Raw genomic sequence first — 20,559 nt, forward strand, 5'->3', positions numbered from 1 at the left:
CGCTCAGGACGAACGGAGATTGGGTGGCGTGACCCGCCATCACATCCACACGCTCCACAGCTTCGTCCAAGTCTGGATCGCCTCGAGGTTGGTCTTGGCCATCTGCTGGCCGACCTCCTGCATCTTCACGAAGGCGTCGCCCGCGCCGAGCGCCTTCTGCCCGGCCTTGAGCGAGGCACGCTGCGCGTCGAGCGACGCCTGTTGCGCATCGAGGATCTGCTTCTGCAGCTTGAGTGAGGCTTCGATATAGTCCTTCATGTGCCTGCCGCCTCGATAGCGGGCGCGAGCCCCGCCGCCCATTTCGTAATATCCCCGGCCCCGAGGCACACCACCATGTCGCCGGGCCGCACGACACCGGCGAGCGCCTCGGCGAGCGCATCGGCATCGGCGATCGTCGCGGCCGAGCGATGCCCGCGCCGCTTCAGCCCCTCGACCAGCACGTCGCTGCTCACGCCCTCGACCGGCGCCTCGCCCGCCGCATAGACCGGCGCGACATAGACCATGTCGGCGTCGTTGAACGCGCCCTGGAAATCCTCCATCAGATCGCCGAGCCGTGAATAGCGATGCGGCTGCACCACCGCGATAACGCGGTTCTCCACGCCCTCGCGCGCCGCCGCCAGCACCGCTTTGATCTCGACCGGGTGGTGGCCGTAATCGTCGATGATCGTCACGCCCCCGGTCTCGCCGACCTTGGTGAAGCGCCGCTTCACGCCGCCGAACTTGGCGAAGCCCTGCTGGATCGTCGCGTCGTCGATGCCGAGTTCCAGCGCGACGCCGATCGCGGCGAGTGCGTTCTGGACGTTGTGCCGCCCCGGCATCGGCAGCTCGATCCCCTCGATCGACCGTGTCGTTCCGTCGCGCTGGCGCACGATCGTCTCGAAGCGGTTGCCGCCCGGTATCGGCACGACGTTGACGCCGCGCACGTCCGCCTGGGTCGAGAAGCCGTAGGTGACGATCCGCCGGTCGCGCACGCGCGGCAATATGCCCTGCACCTCGGGATGGTCGAGACACAGCAACGCCGCACCGTAGAAGGGCACGTTCTCGACGAATTCGACAAAGGCGTCCTTCACCGCATCGAACGACCCATAATGATCGAGATGTTCGGGATCGATATTGGTCACCACCGCGACCGTGCCGTCGAGCCGCAGGAAGCTGCCGTCGCTCTCATCGGCCTCCACGACCATCCAGTCGCTGTCGCCGAGGCGCGCATTGGAGCCGTACTGGTTGATGATGCCGCCGTTGATCACGGTCGGGTCCACCCCGCCCGCGTCGAGCAGCGCCGCGACCATCGAGGTGGTCGTCGTCTTGCCGTGCGTGCCCGCGACCGCGACGGTCGACTTCAGCCGCATCAATTCCGCCAGCATCTCCGCGCGGCGCACGACCGGCACGCGGTTGGCTAGCGCCTCCTCCACCTCGGGGTTGCCGCGCTTGATCGCGGTCGAGGTGACGACCACCGCCGCGTCGCCGAGATTCTCCGCCTTGTGCCCGATCGCGACCGGGATGCCCTTGGCGCGCAGTCCCTCGACGACATAGCCCTCGGCCACGTCGGATCCCTGCACCTGATAGCCGAGGTTCTTCATCACCTCGGCGATGCCCGACATGCCGATGCCGCCGATGCCGATGAAATGGATCGTGCCGATATCGGTCGCGACGCCCTTTTTCATGCGCGTCATGCGAAAGCGGCTTTCTCTGGGAACTTGGCGGGCAAGGGCACGCCGATCTGCAATTCGTTGGGCTTGTCGCCGAGGCTCTCGACCAGATCGGCGAGATCGCGCGCCGCATCGGGCCGGCCGCAGCCGCGCGCGCGCACCGCCGCATTCTGGAGCGCGGCGGGATCGAGACCCAGCCGCTGCATCTGCTTGGCGAGTTCGACCGGCGTGAAATCGCGCTGGTTGATGGTCCGCGCGCCGCCCGCCATCGTCATCTCGCGCGCATTGACGGTCTGATGATCGTCGGTCGCGCTCGGCAACGGCACGAGGATCGCCGGCCGCCCCGCACAGGTCAGCTCCGCCAGCGTGGAGGCGCCCGCCCGCGCGATCACGACATGCGACCACGACAGATGCTCGGGCAGATCGGGAAGGTACGTCGCGAGATCGGCGGCGATGTCGAGTTCCTTGTATTTCGCCCGGCACGCCTCGATGTCCTCGGGCCGCGCCTGATGCGTCACCTGCAACCGGCGGCGGAAGGCGACCGGCAGCATCGACAGGCCATCGGGCACCACCTTCGACAGCACGCTCGCGCCCTGGCTGCCGCCCGTCACCAGCACGCGGAAGATGCTGTCCTCCTCCAGCAGCGGGAACGGCCTGGCGCGGATCGCCAGCACTTCCTCGCGCACCGGATTGCCGACGAGGTGCGTCTTTTCGTTATACGTCTCCTTCAGCCGCTCGACCTTGGCATAGGAGGTCGCGATCGCATCGACTTTGCGCGCGACCAGCCGGTTGACGCGGCCCAGCACCGCATTCTGCTCATGCACCGCCGTCGGGATTTTCCGCGCGAACGCGCCGAGCAGCGCGGGCAGCGCGGGATAGCCGCCGAAGCCGATCACCGCATCGGGGCGGAAGGTGCGGTACAGCTCGATCGCCATCGCGCGGCCCCGCCACATATCGCGCGCCGCCTTGTAGTAGCCGACCGGCCCGCCGCCGAGCCGTCCGGCGGGCAGGATATGCGTCTGGATGCCCTCGAACAGGCCGGGGAAGCGCACGCCGCGCTCGTCGCTCACCAGCGCAACATAGTGGCCGCGCTTCATCAGCTCGGCGGCAAGCGCGGCGGCGGGCACCATGTGCCCCCCGGTGCCGCCGGCCGCGAGAACGAAATGACGGGGTTTACTCATGCACCGCTCCACTTGGCGACATACGGGGACCGCAACACGAAGGGATTGCGCCGGGTCAGCGCCAGCAGCAAGCCCATCCCGATCGAAAGCGCGATCAGCGACGAGCCGCCGTAGCTGATAAACGGCAGCGTCATGCCCTTGGATGGCGCGAGGCCGGTGTTGACCGCCATCGAGATCAGCGCCTGCACGCCGAATTGCGTCGCAAGGCCGGCGGCGGCGAACAGCCGGAATTCATCCTGCTCGTCCAGCAGCTTGACGAACACCCGCACCACGATCGCGAGGAACAGCAGCGCGATGATCATGCACGCGATCAGCCCGAATTCCTCGCCGATCACAGAGAAGATGTAATCGGTATGCCCCTCCGGCAGGCGGAATTTCATCGTACCCCCGGCAGGCCCCGTGCCGCGCCAGCCGCCGTTGGTGATGGTGTTATAGGCCGCGTTGGTCTGGAAATGATCCTGCGCGCCCTCGCCCTCGACGTCGGGAAACAGGAAGGCGTTGATGCGGTTGCGCGCCGTTCCGTAGAAGAAATAGGCCGACACCAGCCCGGCCGGTGCCGCCGCGACCAGCGCCAGCATCACCTTCGTCGACGTGCCCGATATCATCAGCAGCGCGAACCACACGCTGACGAACACGATCGTCTGGCCGAAATCGGGCTGCATCATCAACATCGCACCGACCAGCGCGGTCAGCCCGCCAGTGATGAGCACGACCGGCAACGCCTCGTCCTGCGCGCGCAGCGCCAGCAGCCACGCCACCGTCACCACGAAGAACGGCTTGAGGAATTCCGAAGGCTGCAGCAGCGAGATGCCGAAGTTGAGCCACCGCCGCGCCCCGTTCTTCTCCACCCCGAAGAACGGCACCAGAATCAACAGGATAACGCACACGATCATGCCGAGCAGCGCGAGCCGCCGCGCCACTGACACCGGCAGCATCGATACGACGAGCAGTACCGGGATCGATACGCCGACCCAACCGAGCTGCCACCAGAGATAGAAGAGCGGCGGAATGTGGTGCCGCTCGTCCGAATAGCGCGTCGCCGCCGAGGGCGAGGCCGATCCCACCGCGACCAGACCGATGCCGATCAGCAGCAGCACGAGCAGCAGCAGCACGCGGTCGATATCCCAGAACCACATGCCGAGCCACGAGCGGTCCCCGCGCCCACCACGGCCTTTCAGACGGCCGAACAGGCTCACGACAGCGCCTCGACGAGCTTGCGGAACTGATCGCCACGATCCTCGAAATCGCGGAACTGGTCGAACGAGGCGGAAGCCGGCGACAGCAGCACGGTGTCGCCCGCCTGCCCGTTCGCGGCGGCATCGGCGACGGCCTGCGCCAGCGTGCCGCTCTCGCTGACGGGCAGCCCCGCGCCGCGCAGCAATTCGGCGAACACCGGCCCCGCCTCGCCAATCGTATAAACGTGCGTGACATGACCGAAATGCGGGCGACAGGCGTCGAGCTCGGCACCCTTGGCGCGGCCGCCGACGATCCAGTGGATACGGTCGAACGCTGCCAGCGCGGGCGCGGTGCTTTCGGGATTGGTCGCCTTGCTGTCGTTGACGAAAGCGACGCCGCTGCGCGTGGCGACCTGCTCCATTCGGTGCGGCAGGCCCTTGAAGCTCGCCAGCCCCGCGTCGATCGCCGCGTTCGACACGCCGAGCGCCTCGCACACCGAGATCGCCGCGAGCGCGTTCTGCGCGTTGTGCGGGCCTTGCAACGACGGCCAGCGCGACTGATCCATGCACACGCCGGGCGCGATCTTGGTCAAATCCTCGCCGCGCGCCGAAAGGCTCCGCGCGATTTGGGCCGAGGCGACGTCGCTGATGCCGATCACCGCCGCATGGCCCTTCGACTGCATCGCGAACAGCCGCGCCTTGGAGGCGGCATACCCCTCGAACCCGTCATAGCGATCGAGATGATCGGGCGTGATGTTGAGCAGCACCGCCACGTCGCAATCGAGGCTGAACGTCAGGTCGATCTGGTAGCTCGACAGCTCCAGCACATAGACGCCGCCGTCCGGCAGCGGCTCCTGCGCGAGAATGGGCAGGCCGATATTGCCGCCCATCAGGCTGGGGATGCCCGCCGTCTGCAGGATATGATGGACGAGCGCGGTGGTCGTCGACTTGCCGTTGGTGCCCGTGATGCCGACGACCTTGTGCGGCGGGAGATCGGCGCGAGCCTGCGCAAACAGTTCGATGTCGCCGATGATGGGAGTGCCGACGGCGCGGGCCGTGATCGCGATAGGATGTCTGTTGAGCGGTACACCAGGCGAAACAATAAGCGCATCGAACCCGTCGATCGTCAAATTGTCCAGATGTTCGAGATCTTCGAGGACGAGATTGACGTTACCGTCGCGAAAGCTAGACCAGTCGCGACCGCTCGCCCAGTCAAAAAACTCATTGTCGAATGTGTCGCGCCTCTCAGCATTCGCATCCCAAGCCACCACAATCGCGTCGCTCGCAACCAAACTGCGCACCGTCGCCGCGCCGGAACGCGCAAGCCCCAGCACCGCATATGCCTTCCCGGCGAAGGCGGGACTCGTGATCACCGCAGCTTCAGCGTCGAGAGACCGGCCAGCGCCAGCACCAGCGCGACGATCCAGAAGCGGATCACGACCGTCGACTCAGCCCAGCCGAGCTGTTCGAAATGATGGTGGATCGGCGCCATCTTGAACACGCGGCGGCCGGTGCGCTTGTACCAGAACACCTGGATAATGACGCTCATCGCCTCGACCACGAACAGCCCGCCGATGATGCCGAGCACCAGCTCGTGATGCGCCACCACTGCGATCGTGCCCAGCGCGCCGCCGAGCGCCAGCGAGCCGGTATCGCCCATGAACACGGCGGCGGGCGGCGCGTTGAACCACAGGAAGGCGAGCCCCGCCCCCACGATCGCCCCGCAGAAGATCGCAAGGTCGCCCGCGCGCGGCACGTGCGGGATGCCGAGATAGGTCGCGAACTTGAAGTTGCCCGCCAGATACACGATCAGCATGAAGCTCACCGCCGCGATGATCACCGGCATCGTCGCCAGCCCGTCGAGCCCGTCGGTCAGGTTCACGGCATTGCCGAACGCCACAATCGTGAAGGCCGCAAACACGACGTAGAACCAGCCGAGATCGAGCGCCGCGCCGTTGTAGAACGGGACGTAAAGGTGCGTGCCGTTCTGGTGGATGATCATCGTCGCCGCGATCCCCGCGATCAGGAACTCGCCGAGCAAGCGCACGCGCCCGGACACGCCCTTGGTGCTCGCCTTACGCACCTTGTCGTAATCGTCGAGGAAACCGATCGCCGCGAAGCCGAGCGTCACGAAGGTGCAGGCCCACACGAACGGGTTCGACAGGTCCATCCACAGCAGGATCGACACGACCAGGCTGGTCAGGATCATCAGCCCGCCCATCGTCGGCGTGCCGCGCTTGGCGAGGTGCGATTGCGGGCCGTCCTCGCGGATCGGCTGCCCCTTGCCCTGCCGCACGCGCAGCCAGCCGATGAAACGCGGGCCGATGACGAGGCCGAGGAACAGCGCCGTCGCCACCGCCCCGCCGGTGCGGAACGACAGATAGCGGAACAGGTTGAGCAGCCCGTGGAAGTGCAGCAGCTCGGCGATGAAATAGAGCATTACAAATTCCCGCTTCGCAGCTGTGCGACCACCGCCGACAACCCTACCCCGTTCGAACCCTTGATGAGAACCGCGTCGCCGGGCGCCAGCAGCTCCCGCAGGCGCGCCCGCGCGGCGGCGGCGTCGGGCACATGGACGAAATCGCCCCGCCCCTCAAGCGCCGTCGCAAGCGGGGTCATGGATTCACCGACGAGAATGCCCGTTTCGACGCCCGCCGCCGCGATCGGCTCGGCAAGGGCCGCGTGGAAGGCGGCGCTGCCTTCGCCCAGCTCGCGCATCTCGCCGAGCACGACGAGCTTGCGCGCCGCCTCCTGCGCGCCAAGCACGGCCAGCGTCGCGCGCATCGAGGAAGGATTGGCGTTGTAGCTCTCGTCGATGACGAGCGCCTCGCCGTCCCCGATCGCCACGCCGAAACGCGCGCCGCGACCGGTCAACCCCTCCATCTCGGCCAGCGCGAGCCCCGCCAGCGCAAGATCGCCGCCGACCGCGCGCACCGCCGCCATGACGGCGAGCGAATTGGAGACCCAGTGCGCGCCGGGCTGGCTGATCGTGTAGCTGATCTCGGTCGTGCCCAACCGCGCCGTGACGAAAGTGCCGCCGCTCGCCAAGGGCATCGCCTCGATCGCGCGAACGTCGGCGTCCTTGCCGCTGCCGAAGGTGACGATCTCGGCGGCGTACGGCTTGGCGGCGGCGATCAGCCGGTCGCGGTGCGGGCTGTCGAACGGCACGATCGCGGTGCCGCCCGGCTCCAACCCCTGGAAGATCTCGCCCTTGGCATCGGCGATCGCCTCCTCGCCCGAGAAGAAGGCGGTATGCGCCGGCGCGATCGCGGTGACGAGCGCGACATGCGGCCGCACCAATTGCGTCAGCGCAGCCAGCTCACCGGCATGGTTCATCCCCATTTCCAGCACCGCATATCGGCTCGCGGACGGCATGCGCGCGAGGCTCAGCGGCACGCCGGTATGGTTGTTGTAGCTCTTGACCGAGCGATGCGCGTTGCCGCGCGCGCAGCGGTCGAGCGCCGCGTAGAGCGCCTCTTTCGTGCCGGTTTTGCCGACCGATCCGGTGACGCCGATCACCTTGCCCTGCACACGGGCGCGCGAGGCGCGCGCAAGATCCTCCAACGCTGCCATCGTATCGGCGACGCGCACGCTCGGGTGCGGCGTTTCGGCACTGACGATCGCACCCGCCGCGCCGGCCGCGAAACTCTGGTCGAGGAAGCGGTGGCCGTCGGTCGTCTCGCCGGTCAGCGCGACGAACAGGTCGCCCGAGCCGACCTCGCGCGAATCGAACGTCACGCCGGTCGCCTCGAACGGCGCAGAAGACGTGCCGCCGGTCGCGGCAGCGATTTCGGTGGAGGTCCAGAGGGTCACGCGGCGCCTCCCGACATCCAACCGTCATCCCGGCCTTGAGCCGGGACCCATGTTTCCGCAAACGTGCCGGCCAGAGCCTCATGCCGGCACGCCCGCCCCACGATGGGCCCCGGCTCAAGGCCGGGGTGACGACCATGAGTCATACCGCCATCTCCCGCGCCACGCTCACATCGTCGAACGGCAGGACGAGATCACCGACGATCTGCCCCTGCTCATGCCCCTTGCCCGCGATCAGCACGATATCGTCCTTGCCCGCCGCCGCGATCGCCGCGCCGATCGCTTCGCGCCGCGATCCGATCTCGGTCGCGTGCCGAACGCCCGCCATCACCATCGCGCGGATGCTGGCGGCGTCCTCGCCGCGCGGATTGTCGTCCGTCACGAACACCACATCCGCCATCGCTCCCGCGACGCGGCCCATCTCGACGCGCTTGCCCTGGTCGCGGTCGCCGCCCGCGCCGAACACGACGATCAGTCTGCCGCCGACATGCGGCCGCAATGCCGATATCGCAGCATCGAGCGCGTCGGGCGTATGCGCGTAGTCGACATAAACGGGAGCGCCAGACTTCGCGATCACCGCCCGCTCCAGCCGCCCGCGCACCGGCTGCAACCGCGCGAGGTTCGCCAGCGTCGCCGCGATATCGCCGCCGCACGCGATCACCAGCCCGGCCGAGACGAGCGCGTTCGCGGCCTGATACGCGCCGATGAGCGGCAGCTTCACGACATGCGTCTTGCCCTCGGCCGCGATGGTCAGCGTTTGCCCGAGCAACGTCGGCTCGCGCGACACCAGTTTCAGCGTCTCGCCCGCAGATCCGACCGACAGCACACCGATGCCGCGCGCCTTTGCCGCCGCCACGACGTCCGCAGCATGCGCGTCGTCCGCCCATACCACCGCCGTGCCGTCACCGCTCAGCACCTCGGTGAACAGCCGCAGCTTGGCGGCGAGATAGGCCTCCATCGTGCCGTGATAATCGAGATGATCGCGGCTCAGGTTCGTGAACGCCGCCGCCTTCACCGCCACGCCCTCGCTGCGATACTGGTCGAGACCGTGGCTGGAGGCCTCGAACGCGACATGCGTCACGCCTTCGCGCGCGAGCCCCGCGACGTTCGAGAGGAAGGTGACGACGTCGGGCGTCGTCAGCCCGGTCGTCACGCGGTCGTCGCCGGTCGTCACGCCGAGTGTGCCGATCGAGGCAGCGGAGAAGCCCGCCATCCGCCACAATTGCCGCACCATCTCGACGGTCGATGTCTTGCCGTTCGTGCCCGTCACCGCCACCGCGACATCCGGGAAGGGCGCGAAGAAGCGCGCGGCGATCTGGCCGAAACGGCGGCGCGGCGCGGGGTCGGCGATGTGGACCGCGCCCTCCACCACCGCTTCCGGCCGCGCCACGACGGCGATCGCGCCGCCCGCCACCGCCGCCGCGATATAATCCTCGCCATTCAAGCGTGCGCCGGGAAACGCGCCGAACACCGTGCCGGGCGCGACCTTCCGGTGGTCGATCGCGAACCCCGTGACCGTTGCGGTTTCGCCTGTGCCCGTCAGTGTCCCGAGTTTCATTCCACCGTCTTCGTACTGTCCTTGCCCGGTGCCCGCCAGACCAGCGGCGTCAGATCGGACACGTCGATGTCGCGATTGGCGTCGGGCATCACGCCCAGCATCGCGCCGGTCCGCGCGATCACGCGGCTGACGACGGGCGCCGCCGTCCACGCGGCCGTTGTGAGGCCGAAGCTCTCGGCGTTGCCGATGGGCGAATCAAGCATTGCGACGACGACATAGCGCGGGTTGTCCATCGGGAACACGCCCGCGAACGTCGAGACGTTGACCTTCTTAGAATAGCCGCCGGCACCCGCGACCTCGGCGGTACCGGTCTTGCCGCCGACGCGGTAGCCCGGCGCCTCGGCTTTCTTGCCGGTGCCCATCAGCACGATCATGCGCAGCAACTGCCGCATCCGCGCGCTCGTCGCCTCGGAGAACACGCGCCGTCCCGCCGGCGCCTTGCCCGGCGCGACCTTCAGCAGCGTCGTCGGGCGGAAGATGCCGCCGTTGACGAGCGTGGCATAGGCATTGGCGAGTTGCAGCGGTGTCACCGCCATGCCGTGGCCGTAAGCGGTGGTCATCACCGCCGTGCGCGACCAGTATGTGGGCCAGATCGAGTGCCCCTTCTCCTTCACTTCGATCAGCGGACGCCCGTGGAGGCCGAGCGCCTCGTACATCGCCTTCTCGCGGTCCTCGCCGAGTTCGTCGGCGATGCGCGCGGTGGCGATGTTGGAGGAATAGATCAGCGTCTCGGGGATGTTGAGCCAGCGCTTCTGCTCGTCACCGCGATCGTCATGGATGGTATAGCCGCCGACCTTGAGCGGCACCGTCGCGTCGAAACGCTTCGCCATGTTGGGCACGACCCCGGTCTCGATCGCGTTCGCCATCGTGATCGGCTTGAAGGTCGATCCCAGCTCGTAGACCGATTGCGTCACGTTGTTGCGCATCGCATCGGCGCTGGTGCCGCCGACCTTGTTCGGGTTGTACACCGGCAGCGACGACATCGCGATGATCTCGCCGGTATGCACGTCGAGCACGATGCCGGTCGCTGTGCGCGCCTTGAAAGATGCCATCGCGCGGCCGAGCTCGCTGTCCATCGCCGCCTGCACGCGGCTGTCGATCGACAGCACGATCGGCTTGCCGCGCTGCCCCGGCGCCGTCAGGCGGTCGTCGAACGCGCGCTCGATGCCCGCGCGGCCCGCGATCGTCGGATCGTCGCCGATCGGCCCGATATAGCCGAGCGCATGCGCCGCCAGCGTCGATTGCGGATAGAGCCGCTCGGGCTCCTGCGCAAAGACGAGGCCGGGCTCACCGAGATCGTGGATGGCGTTGACGGCGGCGGGCGATGCGTGGCGGTCGAGATAGGTGAACTTCACCTTCATCGTCAGCCGCTGATAATAATAGTCGCTGTCGCGGCCGGGCAGGATTTCAGCGAGCTTGTCGGCCAGGAAGCGCCGGTCGCCGAGGATCTCGCCGGGCCGCACCGCCACCGTCCAGGCGTCGATCGTGCGCGCCAGCGGCTCGCCGTTGCGGTCGAGGATGTCGCTGCGCACGATCGGATTGACGGCCGCGCCCTGCGCACCGGCGGGCGAGGAGATGAAGCCGAGCAGCGCGATCTTGCCGATCACCGTCAGGAAGCCCGCACCCAGGAACAGCATCAGGATGCTGAGCCGCATGTGCGCCGTCGCGATCAGCGCGTGGCGCTGCCCGCTGGTGCGCCGCTGCGGCACGGGACGGGCGACGAACGTGCTCACCGGCGCGAGCCGCCCTCGGCACGCGCGCCGCTCAGCAGGTCGCCGACGGTCGAATCGCTCAGCAATTGCCGGTCAAGCATGGCGACGGCCTGCGCCTTTGCGCGGGTGACCGCAACCGCCTTCACCGCCGTCACGGCGTCCGCTAGGCTCGGCCCACGGACGTTGCTGATGACGGCGACGGTACGGATCGGCTTGGCGGCGGTGGCGGGAACGACGGCGACGGCGGGCTGCGGTGCGGGCGTCACGACGGGGGCAGCGGCGGCGGCCTGCGTCTCGCTCACCGGTGCGGAGGGCACGAACGACGCGGTCTGCATCCCGCCCGACTGGCGCACGTCGATCGCGGCGAGCCCGGCCTCGTTCGCCACGAACTGCGCGGCGGCGGGGGCGACGAGGCGCAGCGTGTCGCTGTTCCACTGGTCGAGCTGCGCAAGGTTGGCGCGCGTCTGGAACTCGGTCTCCAGCGCGCGGATGTCCTTCCGCGCCTGGGCGATGTCGGCCAGCGTGTGGTCGAGCTTCTTGCGCTCGCCCGCGACCTGCAGCGGCACCAGCAGGAAGCCGAGCGCAACCGCCACGCCCGCCAGGAACCAGCCAAGGGTCTTCCACGCATAACCAAGCATCTCTACGCCCCTTTTCCATCCCACGCGGCCGCCGCCGTGCGCCGCGCAATCCGTAACGTCGCCGAGCGCGCGCGCGGGTTGCGCGCGATCTCGTCCTCGCCGGCGCGCACCGCGCGGCCGACAGTCTCGAAACTTGGTGCGGCCGCCTGGGCCGCCACCGGCAGATGGCGCGAGCCCGAGGGCATGCCGCCGCTGCGCTCCTTCAGGAACCGCTTCACCAGCCGGTCCTCCAGGCTGTGGAACGTCACCACCGCCAGCCGTCCGCCCGGCTTCAGCACGCGCTCCGCCGCCACGAGCCCGTCGGCCAGTTCGCCGAGCTCGCGGTTGATATGAATGCGGATCGCCTGGAAGGTCCGCGTCGCGGGATCCTTCTTGTCATGCGGCCTGTAGGTTAACGCTTTCCTAACCACGTTCGCCAGTTCGGACGTGCGCGTAAGGGGTCTTGCGGAGACGATCGCGCGCGCCACCCGGCGCGAGCGCGGCTCGTCGCCATATTGGTACAGCACGTCGGCGATCGCCGCCTCGTCGGCGGTGTTGAGGAAGTCCGCCGCACTCTCGCCTTCCTGGCTCATGCGCATGTCGAGCGGGCCATCCGACTGGAAGCTGAAGCCGCGCTCGGGCCGGTCGAGCATCATCGAGCTGACGCCGATGTCCATCGTCACGCCGTCGACCGGCGCGGCCCCGCGCGCCTCCAGCTCGGCATCGAGCGCGGAAAAGGTCGCCGCGATCAGCGTCAGCGCGCCGTCCGCCTTCGCGACCAGCGCCTGCCCGTCGCGGATCGCATCGGGGTCGCGATCGAAGGCGAACACGCGCGCGCCCTTGGCGAGCATCGCGCTGGTGTACCCGCCCGCGCCGAAGGTCGCATCGACATGGCTCTCACCGGGGGCGATGGCGAGCGCGTCGATCACTTCGTCGAGCAGGACGGGGATGTGAGGAGCGTCACTCACAACACGATCCCCTTCTGCATGCAGTGATAGCGGCAGCAGCTCGTCATCACCTCGGGCAGCCCCTCGGTGGCGAGCAGAGTCTTGGGATCCCAGATCTCGAAATAGTCGATCACGCCGTAGAAAAAGGCATGTTCGGCGATATTGGCGTGGAAGCGGGGAAAGCCGGGCATGATGAAGCGGCCGCTGCCGTCGAACGGCAGAGCCTCGCCCTGCGCGGCACCGCGCTTGATATTGTAGTTGAACTCGCCGTCGTCGCTGGTGTTCGCGGCCTCGCGCGCGTCGAGCCGCGACGTCAGCACCTTCAGGAAACCGGGATCGTACGCCACCAGGCATTTGTTTTTCTGGTGGACGCCGATGATGACGGTGCCGCCGTCCTTGCCGTCGGGGCGCGGGGCGTTCTGGGCGAGGCTGGAGCGGAGCGACGAGGGGATGGCGACCCGGCCCTTGTCATCGACAAGGCCGAAACCGTCCCCCTGATAGCCTACCCGATCCACCACTGTTTGCCCCGTTTTCGGCAGGCAAATCTCCCCCGTTCCGAAAAACGGCCCCTGCCGAAATCCGGTCGCGCAGTGCGCAGGCGAGTGAGTCTGCCCCCTGCAAGATGATTAACATAGGGTAACTCGGGGACGCAACGGAAAATCCGGGGAAAGTCGGGGCAACTTCGTTTTTCTAAGGGCCATTAGGTATTCGTGCGGAGCGTCTTTCGGCGATGTTCTACAACCGTTCCGGTACACGAACGGGAACGCCCGGGAAAACCCGGGCGCGGGCGTGTTCAGCGATGCGATTTCCCCGCTTCTCCCTGTCCCGAGCGGGCACGCGATTTCAGCGTCGATAGCGCCACATCATTCCCCTCCCTGGAAGGGAGGGGTTCGGGGTGGCTCGCTCTCGAAGAGGCGCAGCGTTTCCCCCACGCCCACCACCCCCGCCCCTCCCGTCCAGGGAGGGGAGATGATGCGGTGGCGCTCAAATCAGGGTTGCGCGGGCTGCGAGCTGTTGGCCGTGGCGCTCGGTGCGACGCCGAGTTCGGCGAGCGGCTCGTTGGTCGGCGCGGCGGCGGGCGGCGGCGCGGTGTTCGACATCCGCGCGACCGTGTCGGCATGGACCTTGGACGCGAACGCCAGCGAGTGATCCTTGGTGCGCGTCGAATAAATGGCGGCAGCGAGGCCAATCAGCAGAAAGACCGAGGCGAGGCCGATCATTCCGACCTTCACGCGCTGGCTTAAATGGCCCGATTCGTGTGCGATCATTTTCATACTGTGGCAAATATGTAACGCAAAACCATCACGTTGTCGATAGCTGCGCTCAGTTCGTCGCAAGCCAGGGGAAAACGGGCAACCCTTTGCTCTCCAGCCACGCCCGGTTGTAGAGCGACGAGAGGTAGCGGAAACCGGTATCGCACAGCACCGTCACCACGCGCGCGCCCGGCCCGATCTGCTTCGCGAGCCGCACCGCGCCCGCCACGTTGATGCCCGATGACAGGCCCAGGCACAGCCCCTCCTCCGCCAGCAATCGCTCGACCCAGGCGAGGCCCTCCTCGTCCGAAATGCGGAACTGCGTGTCGACCGGCGCACCCTCCAGGTTCGCGGTGATCCGCCCCTGCCCGATCCCTTCGGCGACCGACGATCCTTCCGCCTTCAACTCGCCATGCGCATAATATTCGTAGAGCGCCGCACCGTGCGGGTCGCTGAGCGCGATCTGGATCTTCTCGTCCTTCGCCTTCAGCCCGAGCCCCACGCCCGCCAGCGTGCCGCCCGTGCCCACCGCGCAGGTGAAGCCGTCGATCCGCCCGTCCATCTGCGTCCAGATCTCCTCCGCCGTGCCGGTGATGTGCGCGCGGCGGTTGGCGATATTGTCGAACTGGTTGGCCCACACCGCATTGGGCGTCTCCTCCGCGATCCGGCGCGAGGTGTGGACGAAATGGCCGGGGTTCGAATAGGGCGCGGCCGGCACCAGCACGAGCTCCGCGCCAAGCGCGCGCAGCGTGTCCATCTTCTCGCGGCTCTGCGTCTCGGGCATGACGATGATCGTCTTGTAGCCCTTGGCATTGGCGACCAGCGCGAGGCCAATGCCGGTATTCCCCGCCGTCCCCTCGACGAACGTCCCGCCCGGCCGGATGAGCCCCCGCGCCTCGGCATCCTCGACGATGCCGAGCGCCGCCCGGTCCTTCACCGACGCGCCGGGATTGGCGAACTCGCACTTGCCGTAGATCTCCGCCCCCGCCGCCGCGCTCGGCCCCTTCAGGAGCACCAGAGGCGTGTTACCGATCAGGGCGAGCGTATTGGCGGCGATATGCATGCCCCACAGATAGCGCGCGGGGCGAACGGGGCAATCCACCGAAATTCTCTGCGGGCCGAAATCACAGCTTGTGATAGGCGGCGGCGATGACTCTCAAACAGTCGTTCCCACCCGTTGTCGATGCATACGTCCGCGTCCTGATCCTCGGCAGCCTGCCCGGCGAGAAGTCGCTGGCGGCACAGCGCTATTACGCCAATCCGCAGAACCAGTTCTGGCGCCTGCTATCGGGCGCGCTGGCGGAGGATTTCGTCGCCTTGGAGTACCAAGCCCGCCTAGCCCGCCTGCTCTCGCGCCACGCCGGGCTCTGGGACGTGGTCGCCACCGCCCGCCGCGAGGGCAGCACCGATGCCGCGCTGCGCGACGTCAGCGCCAACGACCTGACCGCCCTCGCCGCCAGCCTGCCCGATCTCCGCGCGATCGCCTTCAACGGCGGTGCCGCGCACCGGCACGGCCTGAAGCAGCTCGGCGCGGCGGCGGAGCGCTACGCGATCCTCGCACTTCCCTCGAGCAGCGCGATGCACACCACCGGCCTCGCCGCCAAGCTGCCCGCCTGGCAGGCGATCGCCACCTATCTCACTTAGGCCGCCCGCTGAACCCCGCCGCCGCGCGCAGTTCGTCGGCGTTCATCAGCGCGCCGTCGCTCATCACCCAGTCGGTGTGGCGCATGTCGCCGATCTTCGCCTCGGGGTCGCCGCTCACCAGCACCAGATCGGCCTGCTTGCCGACCGTGATCGAACCCGTATCCTTGCCCGCACCGACCAGAGTGGCGGGCGTCAGCGTCGCCGATTGCAGCGCCTCGCCCGTCGTGAAGCCCGCCTGCACGTACAGCTCCAGCTCGCGGATGATCTCCAGCCCGCCGCCGTCGGTGCCCGCGACGATCGGCACGCCCGCATCGTGCAGCGCCTTGGTCAGCGCGACGAGCTTGGCATAGCTCGCCCGCCAGTCGGCGCGCGTCACGCCGGCGGGCGGCTTGAACCCGCCCTCCCTGAAGCCGCGCTCGACCTGCGGCGGCATCGTGCCGACGAACGGCGCGTAGCTCGGCGAGAGGTCGCCGTTCTCGGGCACATACAGGCTCTCGAAGGTCGACAGCGTGGGATCGACGGTGATCTTCTTCGCCGCCATCTCCGCGATCAGCGACTTCATCGGCTCGGCACCAAGATCCACGTCCTTGGCGTATTTGCCCGGCCCGTTGAACCGCTCGATGCCGTTGTCGATGTTGACGACGCTGTCCGGCAGCGCCTGCATGATAACGAAGTTGATGTGCGTGATCTCGTCATATCCACCCGCGATCACGTCCTTCGGGCGCAGCGTCGCCGGAATATGGCCGTGGACGTGCAGGCCTAGCTTGTGCGCCTCCTTGATGGCGGGCCACAGCCATTCGGGCTTCATCGAGGTGTAGAATTTCACCCCCGGAAAGCCGTCCGCCTTGGCCTTGTCGACCGCCGCCACCGCTTCCTCGGCGGAGGAGACGGTGATGCCGCCCTGTGCCGCCAGCGGCCCCTTGCCGTCGATCAGCACCGAGGAATAGACCGTCGGATAGAGCAGTTCGCCCTTGGCGATCCGCGCGTTCCGCAGCAAGGTCGGCTGGATGTCCGCGCCGGGGTTGCGCGCCGACGTCTCGCCCATCGACAGCAGCATCAGCCCCTGCAGATCGCTGCCAGTATGCATGTGCGCGTCCCAGATACCGGGGCTCAGCGTCTTGCCGGTGCCGTCGATCACCTTCGCGTTGGCCGGCACCTTGATCGACCCCGCCGGGCCGACCGCGGCGATGGTCTTGCCGTTCGTCACCACCGTCTGGTCGGGAAGGAACTTCGCGTTGACGGAATCGAACAGCTTCACATGCGTGAAAGCGACCGGCACCGGTGAGACCTTGCCGAATTTCGCCATATAGGCCGGGTTGCGCGCCGCCAGCGCGTCGATCTGCGCCTTCTGGATCTTGAGGAAATCGTCCTTGTACGCCTCGGGGATCATCGCGATGCCGCCGACATAAGCGAACAAGGTGCCGTCCTGGTTCAACACGATCGGCTGCGGTTCCAGCCCGACGCCCTCGATCGTCCACGATGTCACTGTCTTGGCGGTCGGCCCCGAACCGATCGGGATATCGACCAGTTTGACCATCTTCGCGCTGCCGCCGGGCAGCAGTGTCAGCGTCTTGCCGGACGCCTTGTAGAGCGATTCGGCCGAATATTTCAGCGCCGAGAATGGCCCCCCATAGGTCGAATATTGCGCCTTGCCGTCATACGCGACGGTCGCATCCTCGATCTTGTTCTTCCAATGTGCCTTGCCGTCCTTGATATCGAACGTCTCGGCAATGTCGCCGCCCGGATCGATACCGCGCACGACGACCCTGTCGGGCTGGCCGTTGGGGCCGATGTGCAACGTCTCGTCCTGCTCGAAGATCTGCCCGCGCAGGTTCATGCTGAAACGATAGGCGAGCGTCCCGTCGGGCAGCTTCCACGCCGCTGTCGTGCCGTGCTGCCCGGCCTGGGAGATGATCAGGAACGTCTCGGCATCGGCCGGCGGCACGAGCAATTGCGAGGTCGGCGTCTGCGCGACGGCGGCGGAAGAAACCCCCGCGAGCGCGGCCGCGACAACAAGCGAAATCCTGCGAACAGCCATCGACTCGATCCCCCTAAGTGTGTTTATCGCCTAACACTCTCATGCGACGCGGGGTTCAGCAAGCGTGCCCTTACACTCGCCACCGCCAGTCCCTAGATGCGCTCCGCATCATAGGGGGCACATTATGACCACGCTGTACGAGCAGACCGTCCCGGTCTTCATCCGCAACCTCACGTCGATCGGCAAGGTGCTTGCCAAGGGCGAGGCGTTCGCGGCCGAGAAGGGAATCGATCCGCGGGAGTTGCTCGACGCGCGGCTGATCGACGACATGGCGCCGCTGACCGCGCAGATCCAGCGCATGAGCGATGCCGCAAAGGGCCTCGCGGTGCGGCTCGGCGGGGTCGAGAACGTCGCGATGGCGGATGAGGAAAAGACCTTCGCGGACCTGCAGGCGCGGATCGCCAGGACGATCGCCTTCCTTGAGAAAGTCCCGGCCGACGCATTCGACGGCAAGGAAGACGCACCCGTCGAACTGGCGACGCCCAAGCAGACCTTCACCTTCACCGGCGAAAGCTATGTCGCCACCTTCGCGCTGCCGAATTTCTTCTTCCACATGACGACGGCCTATGGGCTGCTGCGCATGAAGGGCGTTCAGATCGGCAAGATGGATTATCTCGGCGGGGTCTGAGCGCACGCCCCCCGCGAACGCCTCAGGGTGCGGCCCGGTCGTTGCCGTCGCAGGTGAGGCACAACGCGCCTGCCTCGAGCGCGGGCTCCTCGCCGCACATCAGGCAGAGCCCCGCCGCACGCAGCGCGCGCTGTTCGGCGCGATAGCGGCCGAGCCAACCTGTTATCCGCCGCCAGATCCCGATACCGGGCTCGTCGCGGCCCATCTCGCGCAGGTGCGCGGCACTCCGTTCGATTGCCATAAATCCCATCCCCGCCGTGATTGCTAGACAGGTACGCGGCTCTGTCAACGACGCGCTCAAGGTCGGATAAACGGCGCGTTTCAGGGGATCGTTCTGTGACCGTAATATAATCTTTTGCGAACAAGCGGTTGAATCGAGCAGCCCTGTCCTACAGGCCAATGTTCTGATAATGTTCTTCCGTCATGTTTATGCCCGCGCCCGTCCCGAGTCGGCCCCCGGCACCTGCCGACGCACTCGGTTCGTCGCATTTTCGGGGTAGAGATGCGTTACCTTCGTTACCTTCCGAGTCGGGTCTCGTCCTGCCGCCTCGGCCGCTCCGCTGGCTGTTCCTCGATCTCAACAGCTATTTCGCCAGCGTCGAACAGCAACTGAATCCGGCGCTGCGGGGCCGCCCGGTCCTCGTCGCGCCGGTCGACAGCGACACGACCGTCGCCATCGCTGCCTCGGTCGAGGCCAAACGCTACGGCATCTCGACCGGCACGCCCGTGTGGGAAGCGAAACGGCTGTGCCGGGATCTCGTCATCACTCCCGCTCGCCACGAGAAATACGTCGAATTCCACGACGCGGTGATCGCCGAAGTCTGGAAGCACATCCCCGTCACAAAGGTCTGCTCGATCGACGAGGTCGCCTGCCGCCTGCTCGACAATGAAAACAGCCGTGAGGCCGCCGTCGCGCTCGCGCACCGCATCAAGGCAGGCATCCGCGAGCGTGTCGGGGAGTGCCTGACCAGCAGCATCGGCATCGCCCCGAACCGCCTGCTCGCCAAGCTCGCCTCCGACATGCAGAAGCCCGACGGCCTTGTCGTGCTGGAGGCTGAGACGTTGCCACAGCGGCTCTACGCCATGCCGTTGCGCGATATCTCCGGCATCGGCGCGAAGATGGAGCGCCGCCTCGCCCGCGAAGGTATCAACGACATCCGTCAACTCTGCGAACGCCGCCCGCGCGACGCCGGCACCGCCTGGGGCGGCACTAACGGCGACCGGCTCTGGTATCTGCTCCACGGCGTCGATCTGCCCGAGAAGGCGACGCAGAGCCGCACCATCGGCCACAGCCACGTCCTGTCGCCCGGCAAACGCGGGGTAGAGCCGGTGCGCCTTACTGCGCGCCGCCTCGCGTTGAAGGCGGCGAGCCGCCTGCGCCGCAAGCAGTATCGCGCCCGCCTGCTCGTGCTCCACGCCCGGTTCGAGGACGACAAATCGACCTGGCGCACCTCCGTCAAGCTGCCCGCCACGCAGGACAGTTTTCAGGTGCTCGCCGCGCTCGACAAGATCTATCCGCGCCTCGTCACCGCCGGACGGGCCCGGCCCGGCGATTTCCAGATCCGCATGATCGGGGTGACGCTGGCGGAGATCGAGCCGGTCGCGGGCGAGCAGGATTCGCTGTTCGGCCTGCTCGATCCCGACGATCCGCTGGCGCGCGAGACGCGCACGCTCGCGCTCAGCCGCGCGATGGACCGCATCAACGAGAAGTTTGGCCGCAACGCCGTGATGCTCGGCCCGCATTATGGCGGGCGCGTCGACCGCGTCGGCACCAAGATCGCGTTCGGCCGCATCCCCGACCTCGACGAATTCCACGAATGAAAAGGGCCGAAATGGTGCTATGCAGAATATTTTTCACGGCCTCAAAGGCCAAGTATTGACGCAAAGTTTCGCATGCGCGAAGCAACCCACCCATGAAAACTCTGCTCCTCCCCCCCGCCGCCCTTCTCCTCGTCACCCTCGCCGCCTGCGGTGAAAGCAAGCCGATCGTCGTCAGCTCGACCGCTGCCGATCCGAACGCGGCCGAGCTCGCCAAGCGCGGCAAGGTCGAGCTGCCGCCGATGATGACGAAGGAAGTCACTTTCCGCTGCAAGGACCAGAGCCTTGCCGTCGTGTCGTTCTTCCAGGGCGACAAGCAGGTGTTGGTCAAGGCCGACAAGGCCGGCAGCCCAACCAAGCTCGTGGCGGAGAAGGCCGGCGATCCCTACAAGGCGGACGGCTATGAGCTGACCGGCAGCACCGGCGGCATCACCCTCGCCTCGCCCGGCAAGCCATCGCAGGCGTGCAAGGCCTGATTCGGGCGTAACAATCGGCCGCTTGCCGCGCCCCGCGTTCGGCCCGATAATGG

The 20,559-nt window shown here is 67.2% G+C and carries 20 protein-coding genes; 4 read left to right on the plus strand and 16 right to left on the minus strand.

Translation table 11 applies throughout. The features are described 5' to 3' along the window. Positions 1 to 39: 39 nt before the first annotated feature. From Q5H94_RS06740 to Q5H94_RS06805, 14 genes are all read right to left on the minus strand, one after another. A complete protein-coding gene (locus tag Q5H94_RS06740; protein WP_304560469.1) occupies positions 40 to 258 on the minus strand; it encodes a hypothetical protein in 219 nt (72 codons plus the stop codon). After that, entirely contained in the window at positions 255 to 1,664 is a 1,410-nt protein-coding gene (murC, locus tag Q5H94_RS06745) for a UDP-N-acetylmuramate--L-alanine ligase (RefSeq protein WP_304560520.1), read from the minus strand. Before murC ends, Q5H94_RS06740 begins: the two co-directional genes overlap by 4 nt. A gap of 5 nt (positions 1,665 to 1,669) precedes the next feature. Beyond that, complete coding sequence (murG, locus tag Q5H94_RS06750) at positions 1,670 to 2,830, minus strand: undecaprenyldiphospho-muramoylpentapeptide beta-N-acetylglucosaminyltransferase (RefSeq protein WP_304560470.1); 1,161 nt, start codon at positions 2,828 to 2,830, stop codon at positions 1,670 to 1,672. Further along, positions 2,827 to 3,966, minus strand: a complete 1,140-nt coding sequence (locus Q5H94_RS06755) for an FtsW/RodA/SpoVE family cell cycle protein (protein ID WP_304560521.1) — start codon at positions 3,964 to 3,966, stop codon at positions 2,827 to 2,829. The genes murG and Q5H94_RS06755 overlap by 4 nt, the downstream gene beginning before the upstream one ends. Positions 3,967 to 4,022: 56 nt before the next feature. Continuing rightward, on the minus strand, positions 4,023 to 5,378 hold the full coding sequence (murD, locus tag Q5H94_RS06760) for a UDP-N-acetylmuramoyl-L-alanine--D-glutamate ligase (RefSeq protein WP_304560471.1): 1,356 nt from the start codon (positions 5,376 to 5,378) through the stop codon (positions 4,023 to 4,025). Further along, on the minus strand, positions 5,375 to 6,445 hold the full coding sequence (gene mraY, locus Q5H94_RS06765; RefSeq protein ID WP_304560472.1) for a phospho-N-acetylmuramoyl-pentapeptide-transferase: 1,071 nt from the start codon (positions 6,443 to 6,445) through the stop codon (positions 5,375 to 5,377). The genes murD and mraY overlap by 4 nt, the downstream gene beginning before the upstream one ends. After that, positions 6,445 to 7,818, minus strand: a complete 1,374-nt coding sequence (locus Q5H94_RS06770; protein ID WP_304560473.1) for a UDP-N-acetylmuramoyl-tripeptide--D-alanyl-D-alanine ligase — start codon at positions 7,816 to 7,818, stop codon at positions 6,445 to 6,447. The genes mraY and Q5H94_RS06770 overlap by 1 nt, the downstream gene beginning before the upstream one ends. 139 nt (positions 7,819 to 7,957) lie before the next feature. Then, positions 7,958 to 9,373, minus strand: a complete 1,416-nt coding sequence (locus Q5H94_RS06775; RefSeq protein ID WP_304560474.1) for a UDP-N-acetylmuramoyl-L-alanyl-D-glutamate--2,6-diaminopimelate ligase — start codon at positions 9,371 to 9,373, stop codon at positions 7,958 to 7,960. Then, positions 9,370 to 11,106 carry a peptidoglycan D,D-transpeptidase FtsI family protein gene (locus tag Q5H94_RS06780; RefSeq protein ID WP_304560475.1) on the minus strand — a complete coding sequence of 579 codons (1,737 nt, stop codon included), beginning with the start codon at positions 11,104 to 11,106 and terminating at the stop codon, positions 9,370 to 9,372. The genes Q5H94_RS06775 and Q5H94_RS06780 overlap by 4 nt, the downstream gene beginning before the upstream one ends. Continuing rightward, positions 11,103 to 11,723, minus strand: coding sequence for a hypothetical protein (locus Q5H94_RS06785; RefSeq protein WP_304560476.1), 621 nt, complete (start codon positions 11,721 to 11,723; stop codon positions 11,103 to 11,105). Before Q5H94_RS06785 ends, Q5H94_RS06780 begins: the two co-directional genes overlap by 4 nt. Before the next feature lie 2 nt (positions 11,724 to 11,725). Continuing rightward, positions 11,726 to 12,670, minus strand: a complete 945-nt coding sequence (gene rsmH / locus Q5H94_RS06790) for a 16S rRNA (cytosine(1402)-N(4))-methyltransferase RsmH (protein ID WP_304560477.1) — start codon at positions 12,668 to 12,670, stop codon at positions 11,726 to 11,728. Further along, the gene (locus Q5H94_RS06795; protein WP_304560478.1) at positions 12,667 to 13,167 is read right to left on the minus strand and encodes a division/cell wall cluster transcriptional repressor MraZ; all 501 of its coding nucleotides are present in this window, start codon (positions 13,165 to 13,167) and stop codon (positions 12,667 to 12,669) included. Before Q5H94_RS06795 ends, rsmH begins: the two co-directional genes overlap by 4 nt. A 471-nt stretch (positions 13,168 to 13,638) precedes the next feature. Continuing rightward, positions 13,639 to 13,917, minus strand: coding sequence for a hypothetical protein (locus Q5H94_RS06800; RefSeq protein WP_341850096.1), 279 nt, complete (start codon positions 13,915 to 13,917; stop codon positions 13,639 to 13,641). A 55-nt stretch (positions 13,918 to 13,972) separates the two neighbouring features. Next, positions 13,973 to 14,965: a cysteine synthase A gene (locus Q5H94_RS06805; RefSeq protein WP_304560522.1), complete on the minus strand. Its 993-nt coding sequence runs from the start codon at positions 14,963 to 14,965 to the stop codon at positions 13,973 to 13,975. A gap of 86 nt (positions 14,966 to 15,051) precedes the next feature. Here Q5H94_RS06805 and Q5H94_RS06810 point away from each other — a divergent pair, with 86 nt between their 5' ends. After that, a complete protein-coding gene (locus Q5H94_RS06810; protein WP_304560480.1) occupies positions 15,052 to 15,546 on the plus strand; it encodes a DNA-deoxyinosine glycosylase in 495 nt (164 codons plus the stop codon). On the opposite strand, the gene Q5H94_RS06815 is transcribed toward Q5H94_RS06810, so the two are convergent. Next, positions 15,539 to 17,584 carry an amidohydrolase family protein gene (locus Q5H94_RS06815; RefSeq protein ID WP_304560481.1) on the minus strand — a complete coding sequence of 682 codons (2,046 nt, stop codon included), beginning with the start codon at positions 17,582 to 17,584 and terminating at the stop codon, positions 15,539 to 15,541. The two genes, Q5H94_RS06810 and Q5H94_RS06815, sit on opposite strands and share 8 nt — an antisense overlap. Positions 17,585 to 17,708: 124 nt before the next feature. On the opposite strand from Q5H94_RS06815, the gene Q5H94_RS06820 reads away from it, so the two are divergent. Beyond that, complete coding sequence (locus tag Q5H94_RS06820) at positions 17,709 to 18,212, plus strand: DUF1993 domain-containing protein (RefSeq protein WP_431312146.1); 504 nt, start codon at positions 17,709 to 17,711, stop codon at positions 18,210 to 18,212. Between the two features lie 22 nt (positions 18,213 to 18,234). Here Q5H94_RS06820 and Q5H94_RS06825 read toward each other — a convergent pair whose 3' ends face one another. Then, positions 18,235 to 18,453 carry a hypothetical protein gene (locus Q5H94_RS06825; RefSeq protein ID WP_304560482.1) on the minus strand — a complete coding sequence of 73 codons (219 nt, stop codon included), beginning with the start codon at positions 18,451 to 18,453 and terminating at the stop codon, positions 18,235 to 18,237. A gap of 188 nt (positions 18,454 to 18,641) precedes the next feature. On the opposite strand from Q5H94_RS06825, the gene Q5H94_RS06830 reads away from it, so the two are divergent. Next, a complete protein-coding gene (locus Q5H94_RS06830; protein ID WP_304560483.1) occupies positions 18,642 to 20,033 on the plus strand; it encodes a DNA polymerase Y family protein in 1,392 nt (463 codons plus the stop codon). 92 nt (positions 20,034 to 20,125) lie between these two features. Next, the gene (locus tag Q5H94_RS06835) at positions 20,126 to 20,506 is read left to right on the plus strand and encodes a hypothetical protein (RefSeq protein WP_304560484.1); all 381 of its coding nucleotides are present in this window, start codon (positions 20,126 to 20,128) and stop codon (positions 20,504 to 20,506) included. Positions 20,507 to 20,559 lie beyond the last annotated feature (53 nt).

This window comes from Sphingomonas immobilis (assembly GCF_030580995.1).
In the GTDB taxonomy this organism is placed as follows: domain Bacteria; phylum Pseudomonadota; class Alphaproteobacteria; order Sphingomonadales; family Sphingomonadaceae; genus Sphingomonas; species Sphingomonas immobilis.